24 protein-coding genes are annotated in these 23,299 nt (G+C 68.2%); 21 read left to right on the top strand and 3 right to left on the bottom strand.

Annotated elements, in window-relative coordinates; translation table 11 throughout:
• Nucleotides 1-154: 154 nt before the first annotated feature.
• From ACT9F5_RS00300 to rnt, 21 genes are all read left to right on the top strand, one after another.
• Nucleotides 155-985 carry a type II secretion system protein N gene (locus ACT9F5_RS00300; RefSeq protein WP_445117973.1) on the top strand — a complete coding sequence of 277 codons (831 nt, stop codon included), beginning with the start codon at nucleotides 155-157 and terminating at the stop codon, nucleotides 983-985.
• The gene (gene gspD, locus ACT9F5_RS00295) at nucleotides 985-3,051 is read left to right on the top strand and encodes a type II secretion system secretin GspD (RefSeq protein WP_445117972.1); all 2,067 of its coding nucleotides are present in this window, start codon (nucleotides 985-987) and stop codon (nucleotides 3,049-3,051) included. Before ACT9F5_RS00300 ends, gspD begins: the two co-directional genes overlap by 1 nt.
• Nucleotides 3,048-4,565, top strand: coding sequence for a type II secretion system ATPase GspE (gene gspE, locus ACT9F5_RS00290; RefSeq protein ID WP_445117971.1), 1,518 nt, complete (start codon nucleotides 3,048-3,050; stop codon nucleotides 4,563-4,565). Before gspD ends, gspE begins: the two co-directional genes overlap by 4 nt.
• On the top strand, nucleotides 4,552-5,772 hold the full coding sequence (gene gspF / locus ACT9F5_RS00285; RefSeq protein ID WP_445117970.1) for a type II secretion system inner membrane protein GspF: 1,221 nt from the start codon (nucleotides 4,552-4,554) through the stop codon (nucleotides 5,770-5,772). Before gspE ends, gspF begins: the two co-directional genes overlap by 14 nt.
• Before the next feature lie 3 nt (nucleotides 5,773-5,775).
• Nucleotides 5,776-6,222, top strand: a complete 447-nt coding sequence (gene gspG, locus ACT9F5_RS00280) for a type II secretion system major pseudopilin GspG (protein WP_445117969.1) — start codon at nucleotides 5,776-5,778, stop codon at nucleotides 6,220-6,222.
• 3 nt (nucleotides 6,223-6,225) lie between these two features.
• Nucleotides 6,226-6,705 (top strand): GspH/FimT family pseudopilin, encoded by a 480-nt coding sequence (locus ACT9F5_RS00275; RefSeq protein ID WP_445117968.1) that lies wholly within the window; start codon nucleotides 6,226-6,228, stop codon nucleotides 6,703-6,705.
• Entirely contained in the window at nucleotides 6,692-7,066 is a 375-nt protein-coding gene (gene gspI, locus ACT9F5_RS00270; protein ID WP_445117967.1) for a type II secretion system minor pseudopilin GspI, read from the top strand. The genes ACT9F5_RS00275 and gspI overlap by 14 nt, the downstream gene beginning before the upstream one ends.
• Nucleotides 7,063-7,671, top strand: a complete 609-nt coding sequence (gene gspJ, locus ACT9F5_RS00265) for a type II secretion system minor pseudopilin GspJ (protein ID WP_445117966.1) — start codon at nucleotides 7,063-7,065, stop codon at nucleotides 7,669-7,671. Before gspI ends, gspJ begins: the two co-directional genes overlap by 4 nt.
• On the top strand, nucleotides 7,668-8,639 hold the full coding sequence (gene gspK, locus ACT9F5_RS00260; RefSeq protein WP_445117965.1) for a type II secretion system minor pseudopilin GspK: 972 nt from the start codon (nucleotides 7,668-7,670) through the stop codon (nucleotides 8,637-8,639). Before gspJ ends, gspK begins: the two co-directional genes overlap by 4 nt.
• A 2-nt stretch (nucleotides 8,640-8,641) precedes the next feature.
• Nucleotides 8,642-9,787: a type II secretion system protein GspL gene (gene gspL / locus ACT9F5_RS00255; RefSeq protein WP_445117964.1), complete on the top strand. Its 1,146-nt coding sequence runs from the start codon at nucleotides 8,642-8,644 to the stop codon at nucleotides 9,785-9,787.
• A complete protein-coding gene (gene gspM, locus ACT9F5_RS00250) occupies nucleotides 9,784-10,272 on the top strand; it encodes a type II secretion system protein GspM (protein ID WP_445117963.1) in 489 nt (162 codons plus the stop codon). Before gspL ends, gspM begins: the two co-directional genes overlap by 4 nt.
• A 127-nt stretch (nucleotides 10,273-10,399) precedes the next feature.
• Entirely contained in the window at nucleotides 10,400-11,551 is a 1,152-nt protein-coding gene (locus ACT9F5_RS00245; protein WP_445117962.1) for a porin, read from the top strand.
• Between the two features lie 214 nt (nucleotides 11,552-11,765).
• Nucleotides 11,766-12,884, top strand: a complete 1,119-nt coding sequence (gene pstS, locus ACT9F5_RS00240; RefSeq protein ID WP_445117961.1) for a phosphate ABC transporter substrate-binding protein PstS — start codon at nucleotides 11,766-11,768, stop codon at nucleotides 12,882-12,884.
• Between the two features lie 76 nt (nucleotides 12,885-12,960).
• Nucleotides 12,961-13,917: a phosphate ABC transporter permease subunit PstC gene (gene pstC / locus ACT9F5_RS00235; RefSeq protein WP_445117960.1), complete on the top strand. Its 957-nt coding sequence runs from the start codon at nucleotides 12,961-12,963 to the stop codon at nucleotides 13,915-13,917.
• Nucleotides 13,917-14,813: a phosphate ABC transporter permease PstA gene (gene pstA / locus ACT9F5_RS00230; protein WP_445117959.1), complete on the top strand. Its 897-nt coding sequence runs from the start codon at nucleotides 13,917-13,919 to the stop codon at nucleotides 14,811-14,813. The genes pstC and pstA overlap by 1 nt, the downstream gene beginning before the upstream one ends.
• A 49-nt stretch (nucleotides 14,814-14,862) precedes the next feature.
• On the top strand, nucleotides 14,863-15,660 hold the full coding sequence (gene pstB, locus ACT9F5_RS00225) for a phosphate ABC transporter ATP-binding protein PstB (RefSeq protein ID WP_445117958.1): 798 nt from the start codon (nucleotides 14,863-14,865) through the stop codon (nucleotides 15,658-15,660).
• A 13-nt stretch (nucleotides 15,661-15,673) separates the two neighbouring features.
• On the top strand, nucleotides 15,674-16,381 hold the full coding sequence (gene phoU / locus ACT9F5_RS00220; protein WP_445117957.1) for a phosphate signaling complex protein PhoU: 708 nt from the start codon (nucleotides 15,674-15,676) through the stop codon (nucleotides 16,379-16,381).
• Between the two features lie 90 nt (nucleotides 16,382-16,471).
• A complete protein-coding gene (locus ACT9F5_RS00215) occupies nucleotides 16,472-16,891 on the top strand; it encodes an HvfA family oxazolone/thioamide-modified RiPP metallophore (RefSeq protein ID WP_445117956.1) in 420 nt (139 codons plus the stop codon).
• 30 nt (nucleotides 16,892-16,921) lie between these two features.
• The gene (locus tag ACT9F5_RS00210) at nucleotides 16,922-17,779 is read left to right on the top strand and encodes an HvfB family MNIO-type RiPP peptide maturase (protein ID WP_445117955.1); all 858 of its coding nucleotides are present in this window, start codon (nucleotides 16,922-16,924) and stop codon (nucleotides 17,777-17,779) included.
• Nucleotides 17,769-18,563 carry an HvfC family RiPP maturation protein gene (locus ACT9F5_RS00205; RefSeq protein ID WP_445117954.1) on the top strand — a complete coding sequence of 265 codons (795 nt, stop codon included), beginning with the start codon at nucleotides 17,769-17,771 and terminating at the stop codon, nucleotides 18,561-18,563. Before ACT9F5_RS00210 ends, ACT9F5_RS00205 begins: the two co-directional genes overlap by 11 nt.
• A 141-nt stretch (nucleotides 18,564-18,704) precedes the next feature.
• The gene (rnt, locus tag ACT9F5_RS00200) at nucleotides 18,705-19,373 is read left to right on the top strand and encodes a ribonuclease T (RefSeq protein WP_445117953.1); all 669 of its coding nucleotides are present in this window, start codon (nucleotides 18,705-18,707) and stop codon (nucleotides 19,371-19,373) included.
• Nucleotides 19,374-19,537: 164 nt separating this feature from the next.
• On the opposite strand, the gene ACT9F5_RS00195 is transcribed toward rnt, so the two are convergent.
• The 3 genes from ACT9F5_RS00195 to rnr form a co-directional block, all read right to left on the bottom strand.
• Nucleotides 19,538-19,804 carry a CBU_0592 family membrane protein gene (locus ACT9F5_RS00195; protein ID WP_445117952.1) on the bottom strand — a complete coding sequence of 89 codons (267 nt, stop codon included), beginning with the start codon at nucleotides 19,802-19,804 and terminating at the stop codon, nucleotides 19,538-19,540.
• Nucleotides 19,805-19,828: 24 nt separating this feature from the next.
• Nucleotides 19,829-20,584 (bottom strand): 23S rRNA (guanosine(2251)-2'-O)-methyltransferase RlmB, encoded by a 756-nt coding sequence (gene rlmB / locus ACT9F5_RS00190; RefSeq protein ID WP_445117951.1) that lies wholly within the window; start codon nucleotides 20,582-20,584, stop codon nucleotides 19,829-19,831.
• A 140-nt stretch (nucleotides 20,585-20,724) separates the two neighbouring features.
• On the bottom strand, nucleotides 20,725-23,184 hold the full coding sequence (gene rnr, locus ACT9F5_RS00185) for a ribonuclease R (protein ID WP_445117950.1): 2,460 nt from the start codon (nucleotides 23,182-23,184) through the stop codon (nucleotides 20,725-20,727).
• Nucleotides 23,185-23,299 lie beyond the last annotated feature (115 nt).

Here is a 23,299-nt window from a genome sequence, read left to right as displayed (position 1 = left end):
TCCTACAACGGCAGGAAGTCCCGAAGGGGCGACGCGTACAACTCGCATATGACACGTCGCCGCGACACATGTGTCAGTTGCAATCAAACCGTAACCAAACCGTCTCATCCTGTCCGCACGCCTGAAATATCAACGTCCCGGCCCTGCAGGACCCATGCGATCGCTCTCCACCCGGCTCTCCCCCGACCAGACCACCCCGTGGCGCGCCCGCCTTCCGGCTGTTGCGGAACTGGTCCTGGTGACGTTGCTGGCACTGCAGGCGGCGCGGCTTGCGTGGCTGGCGCTGACCCCGGCCGGACCGATCGACACGGCGACGGTGGGGCCGGCGACTGCCGTCGCAGCGTCGCCATCACTACCTCGCGCCGATGTGTTCTTCCGCTCTGCGATTACGTCATCGACCGCCAGCGACAAAGCCCTCGGCTTCACACTCTTCGGCGTGCGCAGCGACGGTGGCCACGGCTCGGCGATCCTCGGCAAGGACGGTGAGCAGGCGTCATATGCGGTCGGTCGCGAGATCGCCACCGGCATCGTGCTGGAGTCGGTCGGGACCGGGCATGCGGTGCTGCTTGCCAGCGGTGCGCGGCACCGGCTGGAGCTTCCGCCGCTTGCCACTGCGGGTGCCGCTCCAGCCGCGACGACGCTGCCAGCCGGCAATCCCACGGTAGCGGCGCCGCCAGCAGTCCCGGCCGTGGCCGCGCCCCCGGGTGCGACGACCACGTCTCCGGCAACACCAGGCCAATCCCCCTCCCCGACTGATCCGGCCGGGAGTACCGGCAACGGATACGTGATCACCCCGGGCGTCCGTGCCGCACTGCTTCGACCGGCCGGCTTGCGACCCGGCGACGTGGTGCTGTCGGTCAACGGACGCCCACTCGACCCCGCCCGGCTGGCGGGATTGCGGAACGAACTGAAAGGCCAGAACCAATTGACCATCCAGTACCGGCGCGACGGCCAGACCCACACCACCACCGTGCAGGCGCCCTGATGAGCCGTCCCTTCCTCGCCACCGTGCTTGCGCTCACGCTGACATTGCAACCGATGCATCCGGCGATCGCCCAAGCCGCGGCCGCCGAGGCGGATGCGTTCAACGTGCGCAATGCCGACATCCGCGCCTTCATCCAGGACGTCGCCCGCGCCACCGGCACCAATTTCATCGTCGACCCGCGCGTGCAGGGCACGGTCAACTTCTCCAACGACCAGCCGATGAGCGAGTCGGAACTGCTCGGCGTGTTGCTGACGATCCTGCGCGCCAACGGCCTGATCGCGGTGCCCGCGGGCGCCGGCACCTATCGCGTGGTGCCCGACGACACCGCCGCGCAGCAGCCGCGCTCGGCCGGCGGCAGCGCGACCGGCTTCGCCACCGACATCATTCCCTTGCAGCGGGTCGATGCACGGATCGCCGCCGAGACCATCAAGCCGCTGGTCGGCCGCGGCGGCGTGGTCATCGCCACCGCACAGGGCAACAGCTTGCTGGTCGCCGACTACGCCGACAACCTGCGCCGGATCCGCGGACTGATCGCGCAGATCGACAGCGACCGCGCCTCGATCGACACCGTCACCCTGCGCAACAGCTCGGCGCGCGAGATCGCCGCTACCGTCAACCAGTTGTTCGGCATGGGCGGTGAAGGCGGAAACGCGGCGATGTCGATCCTGCCGGTGCCGAGCAGCAACTCGATCGTGGTGCGCGGCAGCCCCGAGGTGATCCAGCGGGTGGTGCAGATGGTGCTGGAGCTCGACCGCCGCGCGGAAAGCACCGGCGACCTGAAAGTGGTGCAACTACAGCACGCCAGCGCCGAGCAGCTGTTGCCGGTGCTGCAGCAACTGGTCGGACAACCCACCGACGCGACCGGCAGCGGCGCCCAGGCCCAGGTCAGCACCGGGCCCTCCGGCACCAGTATCGACACCAGCCAGGGCCAGTTGATTTCCGCGGTGCCCGGCAAGCGCCCCACCCTCGTCCGCGCACCGGGCCAGAACGCGCTGATCATCAACGCCGACCCGGAAACCCAGCGCACCCTGCTGGGCGTGATCAAGCAGCTCGACGTGCGGCGCCAGCAGGTGCTGGTCGAGGCGATCGTGGTCGAGATCTCGGACGACGCCGCCAGCGAGCTCGGCGCCCAGATCGCCGCGGCCAACAAGGACGGCGTGCCTTTCGGGGTCAGCCAGTTCCGCAATTCCGGCCCCGGCATCACCGAACTGGCCGGCGCGGCGCTGCTCAAGGACGACGACTCCGACCTCGCCGAGACCGCGCGCAACGCCGCGATGCAGTCGCTGCTTGGCCTGACCGGTGGGCTGGCGGGGATCGCGGGCAGCGCCGGCGACACCCTGTTCGGGCTGATCATCAACGCGGTCAAGACCGACAACGGCTCCAACCTGCTGTCGACGCCATCGATCATGACGCTGGACAACGAGCCGGCGCGGATCCTGGTCGGCCAGGAAGTGCCGGTCACTTCGGGCGAGGTGCTGGGCGACAGCAACTCCAACCCGTTCCGAACGATCGACCGGCAGGACGTCGGCATCCAGTTGGAAGTCACCCCGCAGATCAATGCAGGTGGCGGCATCACCCTGCAGCTGCGACAGGAAGTGTCTTCGGTCGCCGGCCCGGTGTCGGCCGACTTCGACGAGCTGATCCTCAACAAGCGCGAGATCGAGACCCGGGTGCTGGTCGACGACGGCGCGATCGTCGTGCTCGGCGGCCTGCTCGACCAGGCCGAGCGCAGTTCGGTCGACAAGGTGCCGCTGCTGGGCGACATCCCGATCCTCGGCAGCCTGTTCCGCTCCACCGCCAGGTCCAAGGACAAGACCAACCTGATGGTGTTCATCCGCCCGACGATCGTCGGCGGGCCGGAGGATGCCCAGCGCGTGACCGCGCCGCGTTACGACTACATGCGCAATTCGCAGTTGCGGATCGACGACGGCAAACAGCGCGAGGCGGCGCTTGATGTGCTCGTGCGGGACTACTTGCGCACGCAGCCGCCAGTGGTGCCACCGGCCGGGACCACACCGGTGCCGGCGGCCGCTCCCTTGACTCCAGAAACCCTGCCCACCCCATGAGCACCAGGGTGCCGTCGTTGCCCTATGCATTCGCCAAGCGGCACGGCGTGGTCGTGCTCGATGGCGCGGGCGAGGCGATCCAGATTGGCCTGCGCGAGGACGCCGCCGCGACCGCATTGATCGAAGTCCGTCGCGCGCTGGGCCGACCGCTGCAGGTCGCGCGTCTGCCGCGTGCCGCGTTCGACCGCAAGCTGTCGGAGGTCTACGCCGACGCCGGCCTCGGCACCAGCGACGCGGTCGACCAGCTCGACATGCACGGCAGCCTCGACTCGCTGGTCGAGGACATCCCGGCCACCGCCGACCTGCTGGAAAGCCAGGACGACGCGCCGATCATTCGGTTGATCAACGGCCTTATCGCCGAGGGCGCGCGACTGGGCGCCTCCGACATCCACATCGAGCCGTCCGAGGCCGCGCTGCGGGTGCGCTTCCGGGTCGATGGCGTGATGCGCGAGGCGGTCAGCCTGTCGAGCCGGATCGCGCCGCTGCTGGTGTCGCGGGTCAAGGTGATGGCACGGCTCGACATCGCCGAGAAGCGCATCCCGCAGGACGGCCGCATCTCGGTCGCGATGGGCGCCAAGGCGCTCGACGTGCGCGTCTCCACCCTGCCCGCCCGTGGCGGCGAGCGCGTGGTGCTGCGCATCCTCGACAAGGACCAGGGCACGTTGACGCTGCAACAGCTCGGCATGCCGGCCGCAGTCGAGGCGGCGTTCGGCAAGGCCCTGCACGTGCCCAACGGCATCGTGCTGGTGACCGGCCCGACCGGCTCGGGCAAGACCACCACTTTGTACGCCGGGTTGTCCTCGCTCAACGACGGCAGCCGCAACATCCTCACCGTCGAGGACCCGGTCGAGTACGCGATCGACGGCGTCGGCCAGACCCAGGTCAACACCAAGGTCGGCATGACCTTCGCCGCCGGCCTGCGCGCGATCCTGCGGCAGGACCCGGACGTGGTGATGGTCGGCGAAATCCGCGATCCCGAGACCGCGCAGATCGCGGTGCAGGCCAGCCTGACCGGCCACCTGGTGCTGTCGACCGTGCATACCAACGACGCGGTCGGCGCGATCACCCGGCTGCGCGACATGGGGATGGAGCCGTTCCTGCTCGCCTCGACCGTGCGGCTGGTGCTGGCGCAGCGGCTGGTGCGACGCCTGTGCACGCATTGCCGCGCGCCGCGTCCGGTCGATGCGCTGGGCGAGCGGCTGATGGGTCGCGACTTCGACGGCGTGCTGTACCAGGCCGTCGGCTGCCCGCGCTGCAACCACACCGGCTACGCCGGACGGATGGGCGTGTACGAGGCGATCGCGATCGACGACGAAATGCGCCGACTGATCGGCGACAACGCCGACGAGGACACCCTCGCCCGCGCCGCGTTCGCCCGCGCCGACCGGCTTGCCTGCTCCGCGCGCGCCGCGGTCGCCAGCGGCGCGACCACGCTGGAGGAAGCGTTGCGCGTGACCCGCGAAGACGACAGCCACGCAACGCCGGCCGTGGACGCCATCCATGCCGGCATTTGACTACGACGCCCTCGACGAGCGCGGCCGCAACCGCAGCGGCCGGCTCGATGCGGCCGATCCTGGCGAGGCCCGCGCACGGCTGCAGCGGCGGCGGTTGGTGCCGGTCCGGTTGGAGCCTGCCCGCGCCGGCAAGGATCCTGCATCAAACAAATCACTGGCGCACGGCTTCGACCGCTTCACCACCAAGGACGTCGCCCTGGTCACCCGCCAGTTGGCAACGCTCGTCTCGGCGGCGCCACTGGAAGAGGCCCTGCGCACGATCGGCGCGCAGGCCGAGAAGCGCGCGGTACGCCGGGTGCTGATGTCGACCCACGCGCTGGTGCTGGAAGGCTTCCGCCTGTCGGACGCGATGGCGCGCCAGGACAAGGCGTTCCCGCCGCTGTACCGGGCGATGGTCGCCGCTGGCGAAGGTTCCGGCGCGTTGCCCGACATCCTCGAACGCCTCGCCGACCTGCTCGAACGCGAGCAGCAGGTCCGCGGCAAGCTGGTCACCGCACTGGTCTACCCGGCGGCGCTGGCGCTGACCGCGGTCGCGGTGGTGATCGCGCTGATGGCGTTCGTGGTGCCCAAGGTGGTCGAGCAGTTCGACTCGATGGGGCGCGAGTTGCCGACGCTGACGAAGATCGTGATCGGCATTTCCGAGTTGATGGCCAACTGGGGCCTGCTGGCGCTGGTGCTGTCCGCGCTGGGCGGCGTGGCGTTCGCGCGGATGCTGCGACGCCCGGCGTTCCGGCTGCGTTTCGACGCGCTGGTGCTGAAGACGCCGTTGTTGGGTCGCCTCGTGCGCGACGTGCATGCCGCGCAGATGGCGCGGACGCTGTCGATCATGCTCGCCAGCGGCCTGCCGATGATGGAAGGCCTGGTGATCACCGCGCGCACCGTGCACAACCGGGTGCTGCGCGCGGCCACCGACACCATGGTCGCCTCGATCCGCGAAGGCGGCAGCCTGTCGAGCGCGATGCGACGCGCCGCGGTATTCCCGCCCACCCTGCTGTACATGACCGGCAGCGGCGAGAACAGCGGTCGCCTGGCGCCGATGCTGGAGCGCGCCGCCGACTACCTCGAACGCGAGTTCAACACCTTCACCTCGGTCGCGATGAGCCTGTTGGAGCCGGTGATCATCGTCGTCCTCGGCGGCGTGGTCGCGGTGATCGTGCTCGCCATCCTGCTGCCGATCCTGCAGTTCAATTCACTGGTCCTTGGTTGAGGAATGCCCATGCACGCCCCCCGAACCCCACCCCGCCGCGCCGCCGGCTTCACCCTGGTCGAGTTGATGGTGGTGATCGTGATCATCGGCCTGCTCGCCACCGTGGTGATGATCAACGTCATGCCCAGCCAGGACCGCGCGATGGTCGAGAAGGCCCGCGCCGACGTGTCGGTGCTGGAACAGGCGGTGGAGACATACCGCCTCGAAAATCTCGTCTATCCGCGCACCGAACACGGCCTCGATGCGTTGCTGCGCGCGCCGGCCGGCCTTGCCCGTCCGGAGCGCTACCGCAAGGGCGGCTACATCCGGCGCCTGCCGACCGACCCGTGGGGCAATCCCTACCAGTACCGCCAACCCGGCGAGCACGGTGCGTTCGACATCTATTCGTTCGGCGCCGATGGCACGGCGGGTGGCGAGGCCGACGGCGTCGACATCGGCAACTGGAACTGACCGTTGTCGCGCCAGCCCACCCGTTCGCGGATTACCGCGCGCCTGCGCGGCTTCACCCTGGTGGAGCTGATGGTGGTGCTGGTGATCGTCGGACTGATGGGCGTCGCGGTGGTGCTGACCGCGCCGGGCGATGCCAACTCGCTATCGCGCGAAGCCGACACCCTCGCCGCGCGGCTGGTGCGCGCGCAGGAGGAAGCGATCCTGACCACCCGTGTGGTGCAGGTGGTCGTGGATGCGCACGGATACTCGTTCCATCGCCAGAGTTTCGGCGAGTGGCAGCCGCTGGACGAGGGTCCGTTCGAGCCGATTGCGTGGGCCGAAGGCACCACCGCCATGCTCGATGGAAAGCGCGAACAGGTCAGCTTCCGTTTCGAACCGACCGGCGGCGGGCGCGAGGAACAGGTGCGTCTGACGCGCAACGATCAACAGCTCCGGGTCGGCGTCGACGCCGCCGGCGAGGTCAAAGTCGATGCGCCGCGCTGACCGCCGTGCTTGGGGCTTCTCGCTGATCGAACTGCTGGTCGCGTTGGCGGTGTTCAGCCTGGTCGCGCTGGCGCTGTTGAACCTGGCCGGCGAGAACACCCGTACCGCGGTAGTGATCGAAGAGCGCGTGCTGGCCGGCGTGGTCGCCGACAACCGCGCGATCGAGGCGATTCTGGCGACGCCATCGGAGCTCACCGCGCAATCCGCGGGCAACGAGTCCGCCGGTGACCGCGACTGGCGCTGGACCCGCACCGTCAGCCCGACCGACATGGCCGAGATCGTCCGGGTCGACGTCACCGTGATGCTCTCTACCGAGGACCGCGTCGTCGCGGAAGCCAGCGTGTTCCGGAGTGTGCAATGAGCGCGCGCGGTTTCACCCTGGTCGAGATGCTGGTGGCGTTGCTGGTGTTCGCCCTGCTGTCGGCAGTCGGGGTCACGGTGATGACCTATGCCGCCGACAACCAGGGCGTGGTGCAGGCACGGATGGACCGCCTCGGCGAGTTCCAGCGCGCGCGCGCCCTGATCAAGGCCGATCTCGCACAGGCCGCGCCGCGCCGGGTGCGCGAGCGCGACGGCACACCCGCGCGCAATGCCTTTGTCGGCAGCACCGTGGGTGACATCCGGGCGATGTCCGGCGCGGCACCGTTGCTGGCACTGGTCCGCCGCGGCTGGACCAACCCCGACGCCGAACCGCGCGCATCCATGCAGTACGTCGAATACCGGCTGGTCGACGGCCAGCTCGAACGCAGCGTCCGCACGGCGCTCGACGGCGCCGCGCCCGGCGTGCCGCAGGTGATGCTGGCCGGTATCGAGTCGGCGACGATCGGCTACCACTACCGCGGCCAGTGGATCGACGGCTGGCCCGGCGGTGCGACCGCGATGCCCGACGCGGTGCGGCTGCAACTGCAATTGCAGGGACTCGGCCGGATCGAACAACTGTTCCTGCTCACGGGGACGGATTCGTGAACCGGCAGTCCGGGGTCGCGCTGCTGACCGTGTTGCTGCTGGTCGCAGTGATGTCGGTACTGGTGATGAGCGTGCTCGACGACATCCGCTTCGGCCTGCGCCGGGCGTCCAACGCGCAGTCGATGGCGCAGGCGCAGTGGTACGCACTCGGCGCGGAAACGCTGGCGATGGCGCAGATCGAAAAGCTGTCGGCGCGTGACCCCGGCCGGACCACGCTGGTCGGCGACTGGAACGATCGGCCGCTGGTGTTCCCGGTCGAGAACGGCACGATCAGCGCGCGACTGTCCGATGCCACCGGCTGCTTCAACCTCAACAGCGTGGTCGTGGGCGCGCCCGAGCTGTGGCAACGCAGCGACACCGGCAGCCAGCAGTTCGCCGCGTTGCTGCACGCCCTCGACGTTCCCGCGCACGAGGCCGACGCGCTGGTCGATGCACTGGTCGACTGGATCGATTCCGACGCCGCACCTGGCGCGTTCGGCGCCGAGGACGCGACCTACCTGTCGCGCACGCCGGCCCACCGCACCAGCGCCGCACTGCTGGCCGAGCCCAGCGAGCTGCGCGCAATCGCCGGCTTCAACGACGACATCTATACCCGCCTGCGCCCGCACGTCTGCGCGCTGCCCACCGACGAGCCGTCACCGATCAACCTCAACACGCTCCAGGACGACGACGCCGTGCTGCTGTCGATGCTGACCGACGGCGCGCTCGGGCCGGATGCGGCGCGACGGTTGATCCGCGCGCGGCCGCCCGGTGGGTGGCCGGACCGCGGCGCCTTCTGGTCACACCGGTTGCTGGCCGGGATCGAGCCAATGCAACCAGTACGCGAGCAGGTCTCGTTGCGGACCCGGTTCTTCGCCCTGCAATCACAGATCGAGTACGCCGACGCGCAGGTCGTGGCCAGCGCATTGTTCGAGAACGACGCGGGCCGCACCCGACTGGTCGCGCGCCGTCTGGCACCACTGGAATGAGCATGAAGCATCCACGCGAACCCATCGCGATGAATCCAACCACCCGCCTGTTGCTGCTCCCGGCCGTGCCGGGCGCATCCACCACCTGTCTCCAGGTCGATGGCGCCGGCCGCGTGCTTTCGCGGACGGTGATCGAACCGGATGCACCAGCAGCCGCCACCGCCAACGAATCCCCGGCCCGGCAGATACTCGCCGTGCCTGGCAGCGAGTGCCTGTCGACCTGGCTGGACCTGCCCGCGCGTAACCCGCTACAGGCAGTGGCCGCGGCTCGCGTGCTGCTCGCCGAACAGATCGCCGGCCCGGTCGACACCCTGCATCTGGCGATCGCGTCGGACACGGATGACGGAAACTGTCTGGTGGTCGCGGTCGAGACAACGACGATGCAGGACTGGCTGGATCGCGCCGCGACATTCGGCATGACGCCCGACACGGTGGTGCCGCTGCCGATGCTGCTGCCGATCTTGGACGCCGACGCACTGGTCACCACCGACATCGACAGCCACCGTCTGGTCCGCGGCCCGCGGCTGGCCTTCGCCGCCGAGCCGGCCCTGGCCGAACAGGTCATCGGCGAACAACCTCATCGCACCCTCACCTTGGAAGAAGCAGAAACCGCATTCGCCGCCAGCGCGCTGTCACCGCCGATCGACCTGCTGCAATACGCCTTCGCCCGCGAACCCGCACGCCGCGAAGGCTGGCCGGCCTGGCGCCGCGCAGCGATCCTCGCCGCGGTGCTGGCGGTATCACCGCTGGTATTGCTGGCCGCGCAGATCGCCCGTTACGAGGTCGCTGCAAACAACCTGCAGGCGCAGGCGAACACCCGTGCCCGCGAAGTCCTGCCCACGTTGGGCGCGGAAGCCGACCCGGTGCCTCCGATCCGCGAGCACCTGGCCGGAGTGCAGGCCAGCCAGGGATTTGCCCACGCGACCGCCTCGCTGCTGGCTGCCATCACGGCAACCAACGGCGCCGAACTGGATGCCATGTCGTATTCCAACGGCGAAGTTCAAGCGACTTTGGGGGTGCCCGCGCCGGCCGCGCTGGAAAGCATCCGCGCCGCGCTGACCGGCAACGGGCTGGAACTGGTCGAGACCGGCCGTCGCGATACGAACGGCCGCCACCAGTTCACCATCACCGTGAGGCCCGCCGCATGAGCACCATCGACAACCTCCGGCAGTGGTGGCAATCACGCGAACTCCGCGAGCAACGGATGCTGGCGATGATGTTCGTCGCCGTCGCCGCGTTCGCGCTGTGGTTCGGCGTGGTCGCGCCCCTGCAGCACATGCGCGATGCGGCGCGGGACCGTCGTGACAGCGCCGCCGCCGACCTGCAAGAAGTCACGCAGGCGGTCGATGCGATCACCGCGCTGCAGGCCCGGAACCCGGGGTTGCCGACTGGCGACGCCTTCACCAGCGCCATCCTCGACACCGCGGCCAGCACACAGGTACCGGTCAGCCGCCAGCGCACCGGCGATGCCGGCATGCTGGAGATCGGTATCGACGCAGTGGCCGCGCCCGCGCTGCTGGGCTGGCTCGACGCGCTGATCCAGCAACACGGCATCGCCCCGCAAGCGCTCGACATCAGCGAACGCAACGGCAGCCTGCAAGTGCAGGCCAGCTTCCGTGCGCCGCCGCCATGAGCACCCGCGCGGGGTTTGACGACGCACAAACGCAATAATTCCGTCACGAAACTGCAGGAATGTCATATTTCTGCAATTTGCCGCGCCTAACCTGCGCGCACTTCCCCAGCCGTGACACCAGACCGCAATGAAACTTGAACAAAACCGTCTCACGATTCGGATCCTCGCCGGCCTGTCGCTCGCCGCGCTTGCACCGCTGTCCCAAGCCGGCGTACCGATCGACACCATCGGCGGCTCCGAGGTCAGCTTCGAGGGCTTCGTCCAGGCCGACGGCAGCTGGTACGACAACGACCTGGCCGACCTCGACGGCGATGCCGGCGACGGCAGTGACCACGACTTCCAGCTGCGCCGCGCCGAGCTGGTGCTGAAGGGCGATGGCCCGGGCAATCTCGACTGGGTGGTCGGCTACGACGCCAAGAGTGACAAGTGGCTCGACGTCAATCTCAAGTACGGTTTCGGCGGTGGTCACACACTGCAGGCCGGCCAGTTCAAGCAGCCCCACGGACTGGAGGAGTTGTCGTCGACCAAGAACAACGACTTCATCTCAAAGGCGATGACCACCAATACCTTCGCGGTGTCGCGCCGACTGGGCGTGGCCTATGGCTACAGCCAGGATGACTGGAGCATCACCGCCAGCAGCTTCGGCCGCGAACTCACCAGTGGCGGTGCCCACGGCAGCGGCTACGGCCTGCGCGGCACCTTCGCGCCGATCAACCAGGACGGCAACATCCTCCACTTCGGCCTGTCCCATGTGGATCAGGACACCGACGCCGACACCCTGCGCCTGCGCACCCGCCCGCAGGCCGACCTGGCCGGCGTGCGGCTGGTCGACAGCGGCACGCTCACCGATACCGACCGCCTTGCCACCACCGGCGTCGAGGCGTTCTGGGTGCGCGGCCCGTTCAAGCTGCAGGGCGAATACATGCGCGGCTCGGTCAGCCGCCACGACAACGCCGACTATGACGCCACCGGCGGCTACCTCAGCGCGCTCTACAACCTGACCGGCGAGACCTGGAACTACAAGGGCGGGACGCCCGGCACCGCCAAGCCGAGCGACCTGGCCCGCGGCATGTGGCAGCTCGGCCTGCGCTACGACACCATCGACCTCGATGACGGCTCGGTCGAGGGCGGCCAGATGGACGCGCTGACCGCCGGTGTCAACTGGTACTGGCGCAAGAACTTCAAGTTCGCGGTGAACTACGTGCAGGTCGACAGCGAGCGCCTGGGCGTCAGCGACGATCCGGACATCCTCGAGGCGCGCGCGCAGTTCTACTGGTAACCGCCACACGCCTGCAACATCCGGCGGGTCCAATGCTCCCGGGCCCTTCCGGGCTCCAACCTCTCTCTCCTGAACGTCAGGGCGCGACCACGGTCGCGCCCATTTTTTTGCGCCCTGTAACAAATCCACCTAACTGTCATACCGGTGTAACAAAAACATCATTTCATGGTCGCACCCGCCGGATACACCGGCATCCTTCGTCACGGAGTTCCGCATGAACACCACGCCGGCCGGCTTCAACCTCCGCACCGCCGCCCTCTCCCTCGCCGTCGCGCTCGCGGTCGCCGCATGCGGTGGCAACGACGCGACACCTGCTGTCGACGCCGGCGCCAACGCCCCGGGTGCCGATGCCCCGGCCGGCGACAAGGTCGCCGCGCAGATCACCGGTGCCGGCGCGACCTTCATCTTCCCGCTGGTCTCCAAGTGGTCGGCCGACTACCACGCTGCCACCGGCAACCAGGTCAACTACCAGTCGATCGGCTCGGGCGGCGGCATCGCCCAGATCAAGGCCGGCACCGTCGACTTCGGCTCGTCCGACGCGCCGCTGTCGAGCGACGAGCTGGCGGAGGCCGGCCTGCTGCAGTTCCCGTCGGTGATCGGCGGCGTGGTGCCGGTGGTCAACGTCAAGGGCATCGAAGCCGGCGAGCTGAAGCTGAGCGGCCCGCTGCTGGCCGACATCTACCTGGGCAAGGTCAAGACCTGGAACGACCCGGCAATCGCCGCGCTCAACCCGGGCGTCGAGCTGCCGTCTGGCAAGATCAACCTGGTGCAGCGCTCGGACGGTTCGGGCACCACCTTCAACTTCACCAACTACCTGACCAAGGTCAGCCCGGCGTGGAAGGACGCGGTCGGCGAAGGCAAGTCGGTGCAGTGGCCTGACGGCGTCGGCGGCAAGGGAAATGAGGGCGTCGCCTCGTACGTGCAGCAGATCGACGGCTCGATCGGTTACGTCGAGCTGGCCTACGCGCTGCAGAACAAGATGGCCTACGCGATGATGCAGAACGCCGCCGGCAACTTCGTCGCGCCGAGTGCCGAAGCCTTTGCCGCCGCAGCCGCTACCGCCGACTGGACCAGCGTGCAGGACTTCAACCTGGTCATCACCAACGCCCCCGGCGAGCAGGCATGGCCGATCACCGCCACCAACTTCATCCTGATGTACGAGCAGCCGCAGGATCCAAAGCGCAGTGCCGACGCACGTGCATTCTTCGAGTGGGCCTTGCACAACGGCCAGGCCCAGGCGTCGTCGCTGGACTACGTGCCACTGCCGCCTGAGCTGGTCGGCCAGATCGAGCAGTACTGGGCCGCCGAGTTCAAGGCCCCCGCCGCGCAGTAACCGCGTCTCGTCGGACCGCCCTCGGTTGCCTCGTGCGCCGGGGGCGTATTGCCGGTAAAGGAACCGAATCCCACGCATGAATGCCATCGCCCTCCCCGCTTCGCGCGACCACAAGGACGCCCGCAACGACCGGCTGTTCCGCTACGCGCTGGTCGCCACCGTGGTGTTCGTGTTGCTGGCACTCACCGGCGCGGCACTGTCGATGCTCTGGGGTGGGCGCCAGGCACTCGAGGCTTCGGGCCTCGACTTCTTCTTCAGCGCCGACTGGAATCCGGTCGAGAACAAGTACGGCGCGCTGGTTCCGATCTACGGGACCATCGTCACTGCGATGATCGCGATGCTGATCGCGGTACCAGTCAGCTTCGGCATCGCCTTCTTTTTGACCGAGGTCGCGCCGCGCTGGCTGCGCGGACCGGTCGGCACCGCGATCGAACTGCTCGCGGGCATCCCCTCGATCATCTACGGCATGTGGGGCCTGTTCGTGCTGGTGCCGGTGATGACCACGTATGTCACGCCCTGGGCCAACGACAACCTCGGCACGCTGCCGGTGATCGGCCCGTTGTTCCAGGGCCCGCCGATCGGCATCGGCATGCTCACCGCCGGCATCGTGCTGGCGATCATGGTCGTTCCATTCATTTCGTCGGTGATGCGCGAGGTGTTCCTGACCGTGCCTACCCGGCTCAAGGAATCGGCCTACGCGCTGGGTTCGACGAAGTGGGAGGTCAGCTGGGACATCGTGTTGCCGTACACCCGCTCGGCGGTGATCGGCGGCATCTTCCTCGGCCTCGGCCGCGCGCTCGGCGAGACGATGGCGGTCGCGTTCGTGATCGGCAATTCGACCCGCTTCACCGCGTCGCTGCTGGAGCCGGGCACGACGATTGCGGCATTGATTGCCAATGATTTCGGCGAGGCGACCGAGACCTATCGTTCGGCGCTGCTGCTGCTCGGTTTCGTGCTGTTCATCGTGACCTTCATCGTGCTGGCGATCGCACGACTGATGCTCGGCCATCTGTCGCGCAAGGAGGGCAACTGATGGGTGCCGTCACTGCCACCGCCGACAGCCGCGCCCTGCGCACCGCCGACGCGCTGTACCGCCGGCGCCGGATCCGGAACGCCGTGTCGCTGGTGCTCGCCTGCCTGGCCGCCGGCCTGGGCCTGCTGTTCCTGGGCTGGATCCTGTGGACGCTGGTGTCCAAGGGCATCGGTGGCATCGACTGGGCGCTGTTCACGCAGAACACGCCGCCACCGATGGCCGAAGGCGGGCTCAAGAACGCGTTCTTCGGCAGCGCGGTGATGTGCCTGATGGCGATCGGCATCGGCACGCCATTGGGCATCGCGGCCGGCACCTGGCTGGCCGAGTACGGCGCCGCCAGCAAGATCGGCACCGTGGTCCGCTTCGTCAACGACATCCTGCTGTCGGCGCCGTCCATCGTGCTCGGCCTGTTCGTCTACACGCTGGTGGTGATGCAGGCCGGCGGCAACTTCTCCGCCGTCGCCGGTGCGATCGCGCTGGCGTTCATCGTGTTGCCGGTGGTGTTGCGCACCACCGACGAGATGCTGCGGCTGGTGCCTTCGCAGATGCGCGAGGCGGCGCTGTCGCTCGGCGTGCCGCAGTGGAAGGTCACCGTGCAGGTGATGTACCGCTCGGCGATGCCGGGCATCGTCACCGGCATCCTGCTGGCGCTGGCGCGGATCTCCGGCGAGACCGCGCCGCTGCTGTTCACCGCGTTCGGCAACCAGTACTGGAGCAGCGACGTCACCGGGCCGATGGCCAGCGTGCCGGTGGTGATGTACCAGTTCGCCGGCAGCCCGTACGAGTCGTGGCAGTCCATCGCCTGGGCCGGCGCGCTGGTGCTGACCGCCTTCGTGCTGGTCATCAGCCTGGTCGCCCGCGCGATCGTTTCACGCAACCGGGTGAGCCATGACTGACGCGCTCGCCGATACACCGCAGTACCAATCCCGCTTCCAGACGACTGCCATGAATGACTTCACCGCCACCGTCGCCCCACTCGCCACCGATGCGCCGGTCAAGCTCGCCGCACGCGGACTGGACTTCCACTACGACAAGTTCCGCGCGCTCAAGAGCATCGACTTGGCGATCCCGGAGAAGCGGGTCACCGCGCTGATCGGCCCGTCCGGTTGCGGCAAGTCGACGCTGTTGCGGGTGTTCAACCGGATCTACGCGCTGTACCCCAAGTTGCGCGCCAGCGGCGAGGTGCTGCTCGACGGCGAGAACATCCTCGACCCGAAGTACCCGATGAACCGCCTGCGCAGCAAGGTCGGCATGGTGTTCCAGAAGCCCGTGCCGTTCCCCATGACGATCTTCGAGAACGTCGCCTACGGCATCCGCCACCACGAGAAGCTGTCGAAGGCGGACATGGCCAACCGGGTCGAGGAAGCTCTGCGCCAGGCGGCCCTGTGGGATGAGGTCAAGGACAAGCTCGACCAAAGCGCGCTCGGGCTGTCGGGCGGCCAGCAACAGCGGCTGTGCATCGCCCGCGCGGTCGCGTTGAAGCCCGACGTGCTGCTGCTGGACGAACCGACTTCGGCGCTCGACCCGATCTCGACCAGCCGCATCGAACAACTGGTGGCCGAACTGAAGAACGATTACACCATCGCGATCGTGACCCACAACATGCAGCAGGCCGCACGCGTGTCGGACTACACCGCCTTCATGTACCTAGGCGACCTGATCGAGCACGGCGCCACCGACACGATCTTCTCCAATCCTTCGGTGCAGCAGACCGAGGACTACATCAGCGGCCGGTTCGGCTGAGAGGACCCACCCGATGAACAACGTTCCGCACGACCACATCGTCAAGAGCTACGACGACGAACAGCGCCGCCTGCTCGACGAGACCCTGCGCATGGGCGAGATGGCCGCCGCGCAACTGGAGGCCGCGCTCGATGTGGTCCAGCGCCGCGACGACAAGGCCGCCGCGCGCATCATCGGCAACGACGAGGCGATCGACGCGCTGGAACAGGTGATCAGCCAGGACGTCATGAAGCTGGCCCTGCGCGGCCCGATGGCACGCGACCTGCGCGAGATCCTCGCCACCATCCGCATCGCTTCCGACATCGAGCGCATTGGCGACTACGCAGCCAACGTCGCCAAGCGTTCGACCGCGCTGAACCTGGCACCGCCACTGCCGCACGTCGGCGGCCTGCAGGTGATCGGCAAGCTGGCGACACAGCAGCTGCGTGACGTCATGGCCGCGTATCGCGACAACGACGTCGAAGCCGCGCAGAAGGTCCGTGACCGCGATGCAGAGCTGGACGCGGCCTACACCGCCCTGTTCCGCGAGCTGCTGACCTACATGGCCGAGGACCCGCGCAGCATCACCGGCTGCACCCACCTGCTGTTCATGGCCAAGAACATCGAGCGGATCGGCGACCACGCCACCAACATCGCCGAGAACGTCTGGTTCCTGGTCCGCGGCGAGGACAACCTGCCGCCGCGCGAGAAGCGCGACGACAGCAATACCGTGGCACCGTAACCTCTCCCTGTGTCCACTCACGCCCCGCTGGACAAACCGCGCTAGCATCGGCCCCCAACGCGGCCCCCGCCGCATCCACGGAGACAGCCGATGTCCAGCAAGCCGAACAAGCCCGTCCTCGCCACCGCCACCCTTGCCAGCGGCCTGCTGCTGGCCGGCTCGGCCTTCGCCGCCACCCCGCTCGCGCAGGGCTACATGCTCGGCGCGCAGGATACCGGTGCCGCGACGCAAGCCAAGACCCAGGAAGGCGGCTGCGGCGCCAAGAAATCCGAAGGCAGCTGCGGCATGGACAAGATGGACACCGACAAGGACGGCAAGATTTCGTCGGCCGAGTTCGGCGCAGCCCACGGTGGCGACACCAGCAAGTTCGCCGCGCACGACCCGAATGGCGACGGTTTCGTCGACGCCGCCGAGATGGACGCCCACCACGCCGCCAAGAAGGCCGAGGCCGGCGCCAAGGCCGACATGGAAGGCAAGTGCGGCGAGGGCAAGTGCGGCGGCAGCAAGTAAGCCGTCCACTCGCAATTCGTTTGCCTCAGCATGACCGCGTCATCCGCACTCGCGCCTGACGCCGTCGGCCTCGGCCTGCGGCGGGCCCTGCTGGGTCCGCTGCGGGCGGCCACTCCGGGCAGCTTCGACTTCCTCGAAGCCGCGCCGGAAAACTGGATCGGTGTCGGCGGCGCACTCGGCGACGCTTTCGCCGAACTCGCCTCGCGCCATCCGATCGTCTGCCACGGGCTGTCGCTTTCGCTCGGCGGCCCCGGCCCACTCGACGAGGCGTTCCTCGGCAAGCTGCGGCGTTTCCTCGACGTCCACCGCGTCCCGATCTACAGCGAACACCTGAGCGCCTGCAGCGACGAGCACGGCCAACTGTACGACCTGATGCCGCTGCCGTTCACCGACGCCGCGGTCAAACACGTCGCCGCGCGTATCCGTCGCACCCAGGACGCGCTCGGCCGGCGCATCGCGGTCGAGAACATTTCCTATTACGCGACCCTGCAGCCGGCCGGCATGACCGAGGCCGACTTCATCAACGCCGTGCTCGACCGCGCCGATTGCGACCTGCTGCTGGACGTCAACAACGTCGTGGTCAACGCCACCAACCACGGTTACGACGCGCACCAGTTCCTACGCGCCCTGCCCGGCAGGCGCATCGCCTACATCCACGTCGCCGGCCACTTCGACGAGGCCGACGACCTCAAGATCGACACCCACGGCGCGGCGGTGAGCGATCCGGTCTGGGCCTTGCTGGCCGAGGCCTGCCACCTGTTCGGCCCACGCCCGACGCTGCTCGAGCGCGACTTCAACCTGCCGCCGCTGGAGGAGCTGCTGGCTGAGCTCGACATCGTCCGCGGCCACCTGCACGCAGCACGGGCGGGGCAGCGCGATGTCGCCTGAGCCGATGGGCGACGCCCAGCGCGAACTCGGCGCCTACATCCGCGATCCGGCCGCCGCGCCCCCGCCGGTCGGCATCGAAGCGCGCCGCCTGAAGATCTACCGCGAGCTGTTCTTCAACAACATCGAGAGCATGCTCGCCGGCAACTTTCCCGTGATCCGGACCATCCTGACCACCGCTCCCGACAGCATGCGATGGTCGACCCTGGTGCGCGACTTCTATCGCGAGCACCCCTCGCGCACGCCGCTGTTCACCGAACTGGCACGCGAGTTTGTCCGCTACCTCGAGCACCGCGCCACCGACCCCGGCCATGGCGACCCGCCGTGGCTACCCGAACTCGCCCATTACGAATGGCTGGAACTGGCCCTGCAGATCAGCGAAGCACGCGTCGACGATATTCCGCACGACCCTGACGGCGACCTGCTCGACGGCCGTCCGCTGCTGTCGCCACTGGCCTGGCCGCAGACCTATCGCTGGCCCGTGCACCGCATCGCCCCCGACTGCCAGCCCGACACGCCCCCGGCCGAACCCACCTGCCTGCTGCTGCAACGCGACCCCGACGGCAAGGTCCGGTTCCAGCAACTCAGCGCGTTGACCTTCCGGTTGCTGCAGCGGCTGGAGCAGCACCCCGAACTGAATGGCCACAGACAGCTGCAGGCGCTCGCGCAAGAAGCCGCCACCGAAGCCGATGACGCCTTCATCTCCCAGGGCGATGTGATGCTGCAGCAGCTGCGGACAAGCGGCGTCGTCCCCGGCACCCGCAAAGGCGTCGCAGCTGCGTTGTAGGAGCGACGTAAGTCGCGACCCTCTGAACGCCCGAAGCACCGGGAGATCGCGACTCACGTCGCTCCTACACTCCCTCCTCGCAAACGCACGATCCCGGCGCACCGACCAGGCCCCTTCGTATCCGTCTGCTACGCTTCCTCGATGACAAGCGCAGCAACGCCTTCCCCCGCCGCCACGACCACCGGAACCGGGGTTTCCCCGCTTGCCACCCGCTTCCGCGGCTTCCTACCGGTCGTGGTCGACGTCGAAACCGGCGGCTTCGACTGGAACCGCTGCGCGCTGCTGGAAATCGCGGTGCAACCGATCGACATCGACGAGAACGGCCTGCTGTTCCCCGGCGAGACCACCAATGCGCACGTCGTCCCCGCGCCCGGCCTCGACATCGACCCCAAGTCGCTGGAAATCACCGGGATCAAGCTCGACCACCCGTTCCGCCTGGCCAAGGAAGAGCGGCCCGCGCTAGACCACGTTTTCGCCCCGGTGCGCGCGGCCTGCAAGAAGCACGGCTGCCAGCGCGCGATCCTGGTCGGGCACAACGCCCACTTCGACCTCAACTTCCTCAACGCCGCGATCGCCCGCGTCGGCCACAAGCGCAACCCGTTCCACCCCTTCAGCGTGTTCGACACCGTGACGCTGGCCGGCGTCGCCTACGGCCAGACCGTGCTCGCCCGTGCGGTCCAGGCCGCCGGTTTCGAATGGGACGCCAACGAGGCGCACTCGGCTGTCTACGACACCGAGCGCACCGCCGAACTGTTCTGCAGGATCGTCAACGCGTGGCCGACGCCGATGCCGGCCGCCGCGCCACGGTAATCGCCTTTTGCAGGAGCGACGTAAATCACGATCGCAGGGCGGAATCGGGAATCGAAGTACGTCAGGTTCCAGCAATCTGCGCCGATGCACTGATGCCCGCAGTTCGCACCACCGGGACACTAGTGAAATCGCGACTTACGTCGCTCCTACATCCGAATGTGTCGTCAAGTCCGGTTCGGGGAACGACGCCCGGATTTCATCGACCGCACGATCCCATAACCGCTGATCGCGACCCAGGCCGCTTCGAGCAGGAATACCGAGACGTTGAACTGCCCGATCAGCGACACCAGCACGCCGCCAGCACCGAACAGGTTGAGCAACTGGTAAACAAGGCCGTTCCCGGTCAAGCGTCCTGCCTGCAGCAGGAAGAACGCAGCGAGCACCATCAACGTGCCGACGATGCCGATCCAGTCGTACCACTCAAGGTTCATCGTGCATCCCCTTCGGTTTGCAGGTCATTGCCGCTGTCGCACGGCCTCGAACAACGTTACGCCGGTGGCGACCGAGACGTTGAGACTCTCCACCCCGCCGCTGGCGTCGCCACCGGGCATCGGGATCTTGACCAGCTGGTCGCAGTTCTCGCGGGTCAGCCGGCGCAGGCCGTCGCCCTCGCCGCCCAGCACCAGCGCGACGTTGCCGCGCAGGTCGATCGAGTACAGCGATGCATCCGCTTCGCCGGCCAGGCCGTACAACCAAACGCCGAGTTGCTGCAGATCGCGCATGGTGCGGGCAAGGTTGGTCACCGGCACCACCGGCACGCTGTCGGCGGCGCCGGCGGAGGTCTTGCGCACGGTCGCGTTGACCTGCACCGACTTGTCCTTGGGGATCACCACCGCGGTCGCGCCGGCAGCGGCAGCGCTGCGCAGGCAGGCGCCGAGGTTGTGCGGGTCCTGCACGCCGTCGAGCAGCAGCACCAGCGCGCGGCCTTCGGCGGCCTCGACCAGGCCCTGCAGTTCGTCCTCGCTCCAGGTCCTGGCGGCGGCGTAGCGCGCGACCACGCCCTGGTGGCGCAGGTTGCCGACCACGCCGGCGAGTGCCTGCTGGTTGACCCGACGCGCGTCGATGCCGAAGCGGCGCGCGTTGCTTTCGATCTCGGCCAGCCGCGGGTTCTTGGCGCCGGCCTCGATCAGGACCTCACGGACGTTGTCGGCGTCGTGCTCGATCGCGGCGGACACAGCGTTGATGCCGGCGATCCATTGTTTCTGGCTCATGGGGCGTGGGGTGCGGGAATCGGGACGGCCATTGTACGGGGCGCATTCTGTAGGAGCGGCTTTAGCCGCGATCGTGAACCGGCGCGGGCGCACGGTTTCAGATCGCGGCTAAAGCCGCTCCTACAAAAGCCTGAGGATCTCTAGTACTTCTGCTTTTTGCGCTTGGCTGGCTGGCCCTGCACCTGCATCGGCCGATCACCGCCTTCGCCGACCAGCTTGAAGTCGATCTTGCGGTCCTCGACGCTGGCCTTCATCACGATGATGCTGACCCGGTCGCCAAGGCGGAATTCGCGATCGGTGCGCTGGCCGGTCAGGGTCTTGCGGATCGGGTCGAAGTGGTAGAAGTCGTTGGGCAGCTGGGTCACGTGGATCAGGCCGTTGACCTTGGAGTCGTCCAGTTCCACGAACAGGCCGAAGCTGGTCACGCCGCTGATGACGCCGTCGAACTCGCTGCCGACGTGCTTCTCCATCCATGCCGCGCGGTAACGCTCGTCGACCTCACGAGAGGCCTCGTCGGCGCGTCGCGCGCGTTCCGAACTCTGCAGCGACAGCTGTGCCATCGCGCTCGGCGAATAGCGGAATTTCTCCGGCTTCGCCCCACTCAGCGCATGCTTGATCGCGCGATGCACCAACAGGTCGGGATAACGCCGGATCGGCGAGGTGAAGTGCGCGTAGGCCTCCAGCGCGAGGCCGAAGTGGCCGACGTTCTCGGGCTGGTACACGGCCAGGCTCTGGCTGCGCAGCAGTACCGACTCGATGAGGGTCGCGTCGGCGCGCTCGCGGATGTTTTTGAGCAATTGGGTGAAGTCGCGCGGATGGACCTTGCCCCAGGGCGGCATGCGCAGCTTGAACTCCTTGAGGAACTCCAGCAGGTCGGCGTACTTCTGCTCCGGCGGGCGGTCGTGGATGCGGTATGGCGCCGGCACCTCGGCATCGATCAGGAACTTCGCGGCCTCCACGTTCGCCGCGATCATGCATTCCTCGATCAGCTTGTGGGCGTCGTTGCGCTGGAGCATGCCGGCCTGGCTGACCTCGCCCTTGGCGTCGAGCACGAAGCGCACCTCGCTGGATTCGAACTCGATCGCGCCACGCTTGGCCCGCGCCTTTGCCAGCACCTGGTACAGCTGGTGCAGGCGCTGGATCTGCGGCAGCAGCGAACCGATCCGGCCGAGCGCGTCCTCGCGGTCCTCCGGCAGCGCAGCCTCGTCGATCGCGTTCCAGACCTGGGTGTAGGTCAGGCGCGCATGCGAGTGCATGGTCGCCTCGTAGAACTTCGAGCCGGTGACCTCGCCCTTGCGGTCGATCTGCATGTCGCAGACGAAGCACAGGCGGTCGACCTTCGGCTTCAGCGAGCAGATGCCGTTGGACAGGGTCTCCGGCAGCATCGGCACCACGAAGCCGGGGAAGTAGACCGAGGTCGCGCGCGTTTGCGCCTCGTCGTCGAGCGGGGTGCCGGGGCGAACGTAATGCGAGACATCGGCGATCGCGACCACCAGCCGGAAGCCGTCGCGGTTCGGCTCGCACCAGACCGCGTCATCGAAGTCCTTGGCGTCTTCGCCGTCGATGGTGACCAGCGGCAGGTCGCGGATGTCGGCGCGCTCGCGCACGGTGGCGGCCTCGACCTCCAGCGGCACCGCCGCGGCCTGATCGAGCACCTGTTGCGGGAACTCGTGCGGGATGTCGTGGCCGTGGATCGCGGCCTGCACCGCCAGCGAGGCGGTCAGGCGTTCGCCCAGCACGGTCAGCACCTTGCCCATCGGCGGACGGCGTGCATCCGGGGCGCGGGTCAGTTCGCAGACCACCAGTTGCCCGGCCAGTGCCTCGCTACGGGCTTCCGGCGGGATCAGGATGTTGCGCTGGATCCGACGGTCGTCGGGCTCGACGTAGCTCACCCCGTCCTCAAGGATGAAGCGGCCGATCAGGCGGTTGAGCCGGCGCTCCAGCACCTCGACGATCGCGCCCTCCTGGCGGCCGCGGCGATCGGTGCCGGTGACGCTGGCCAGCACGCGGTCGCCGTGCATCGCCTTGCGCATCTCGTACGGCGGCAGGAACAGGTCGTCGCCGCCGGCATCGGGACGCAGGAAACCGAACCCGTCCGGGTTGGCGATCACGCTGCCGGCCACCAGATCGACCTGCTCGGCCGGCACGTAGCCGCCCTTGCGGTTCTGCAACAGTTGGCCGTCACGGACCATCGCGCGCAGCCGCGCGGTCATCGCCTCGAAGCGTTCCGGCGCGGTCAACGCCAGCTTTTCCGCCAGCTGCTCGGCCTCCATCGGGCCGTCGGCGGCGGACAGCAGCTGCAGGATCATCTCGCGGCTGGCGATCGGTTGTTCGTAGCGCGCGGCTTCACGCTCGGCGTAGGGGTCCTGGAAACCGTCCTTGCCGCGCACCGGCTCGCCGTGCAGCGGCGCCAGCGGCGGCTTGCGGCTGCCGCGCGGCGGCGGGGTCGGCAACCAGCCGGGCTGCTTGTCGGACGATTTGCCCTTGCCCTTGCCGGGCCCCTTGCCGCGGGGGCCGCCCGTCTTGCCGGCCTTGCTGGGGGAGCCGGCCTTGCCGGACGACTTGCGGGCGCTGCCGCGCTTGCTGGGGGGCTTGTTCATCGCGGCGATGGTACACCCGCGCCGTCAACGGGCCGTGGCGGAAGGGCCCGCGCCGGCACGCCTCGCGCCCAACAAAAAACCCCGCCGAAGCGGGGTTCCTTGTGTGTCCGACGCG

The organism is Lysobacter sp. F6437 (assembly GCF_052547215.1).
The sequence above is the reverse complement of the archived record's forward strand: the minus strand, read 5'-3'. Positions and strand labels throughout refer to the sequence as shown.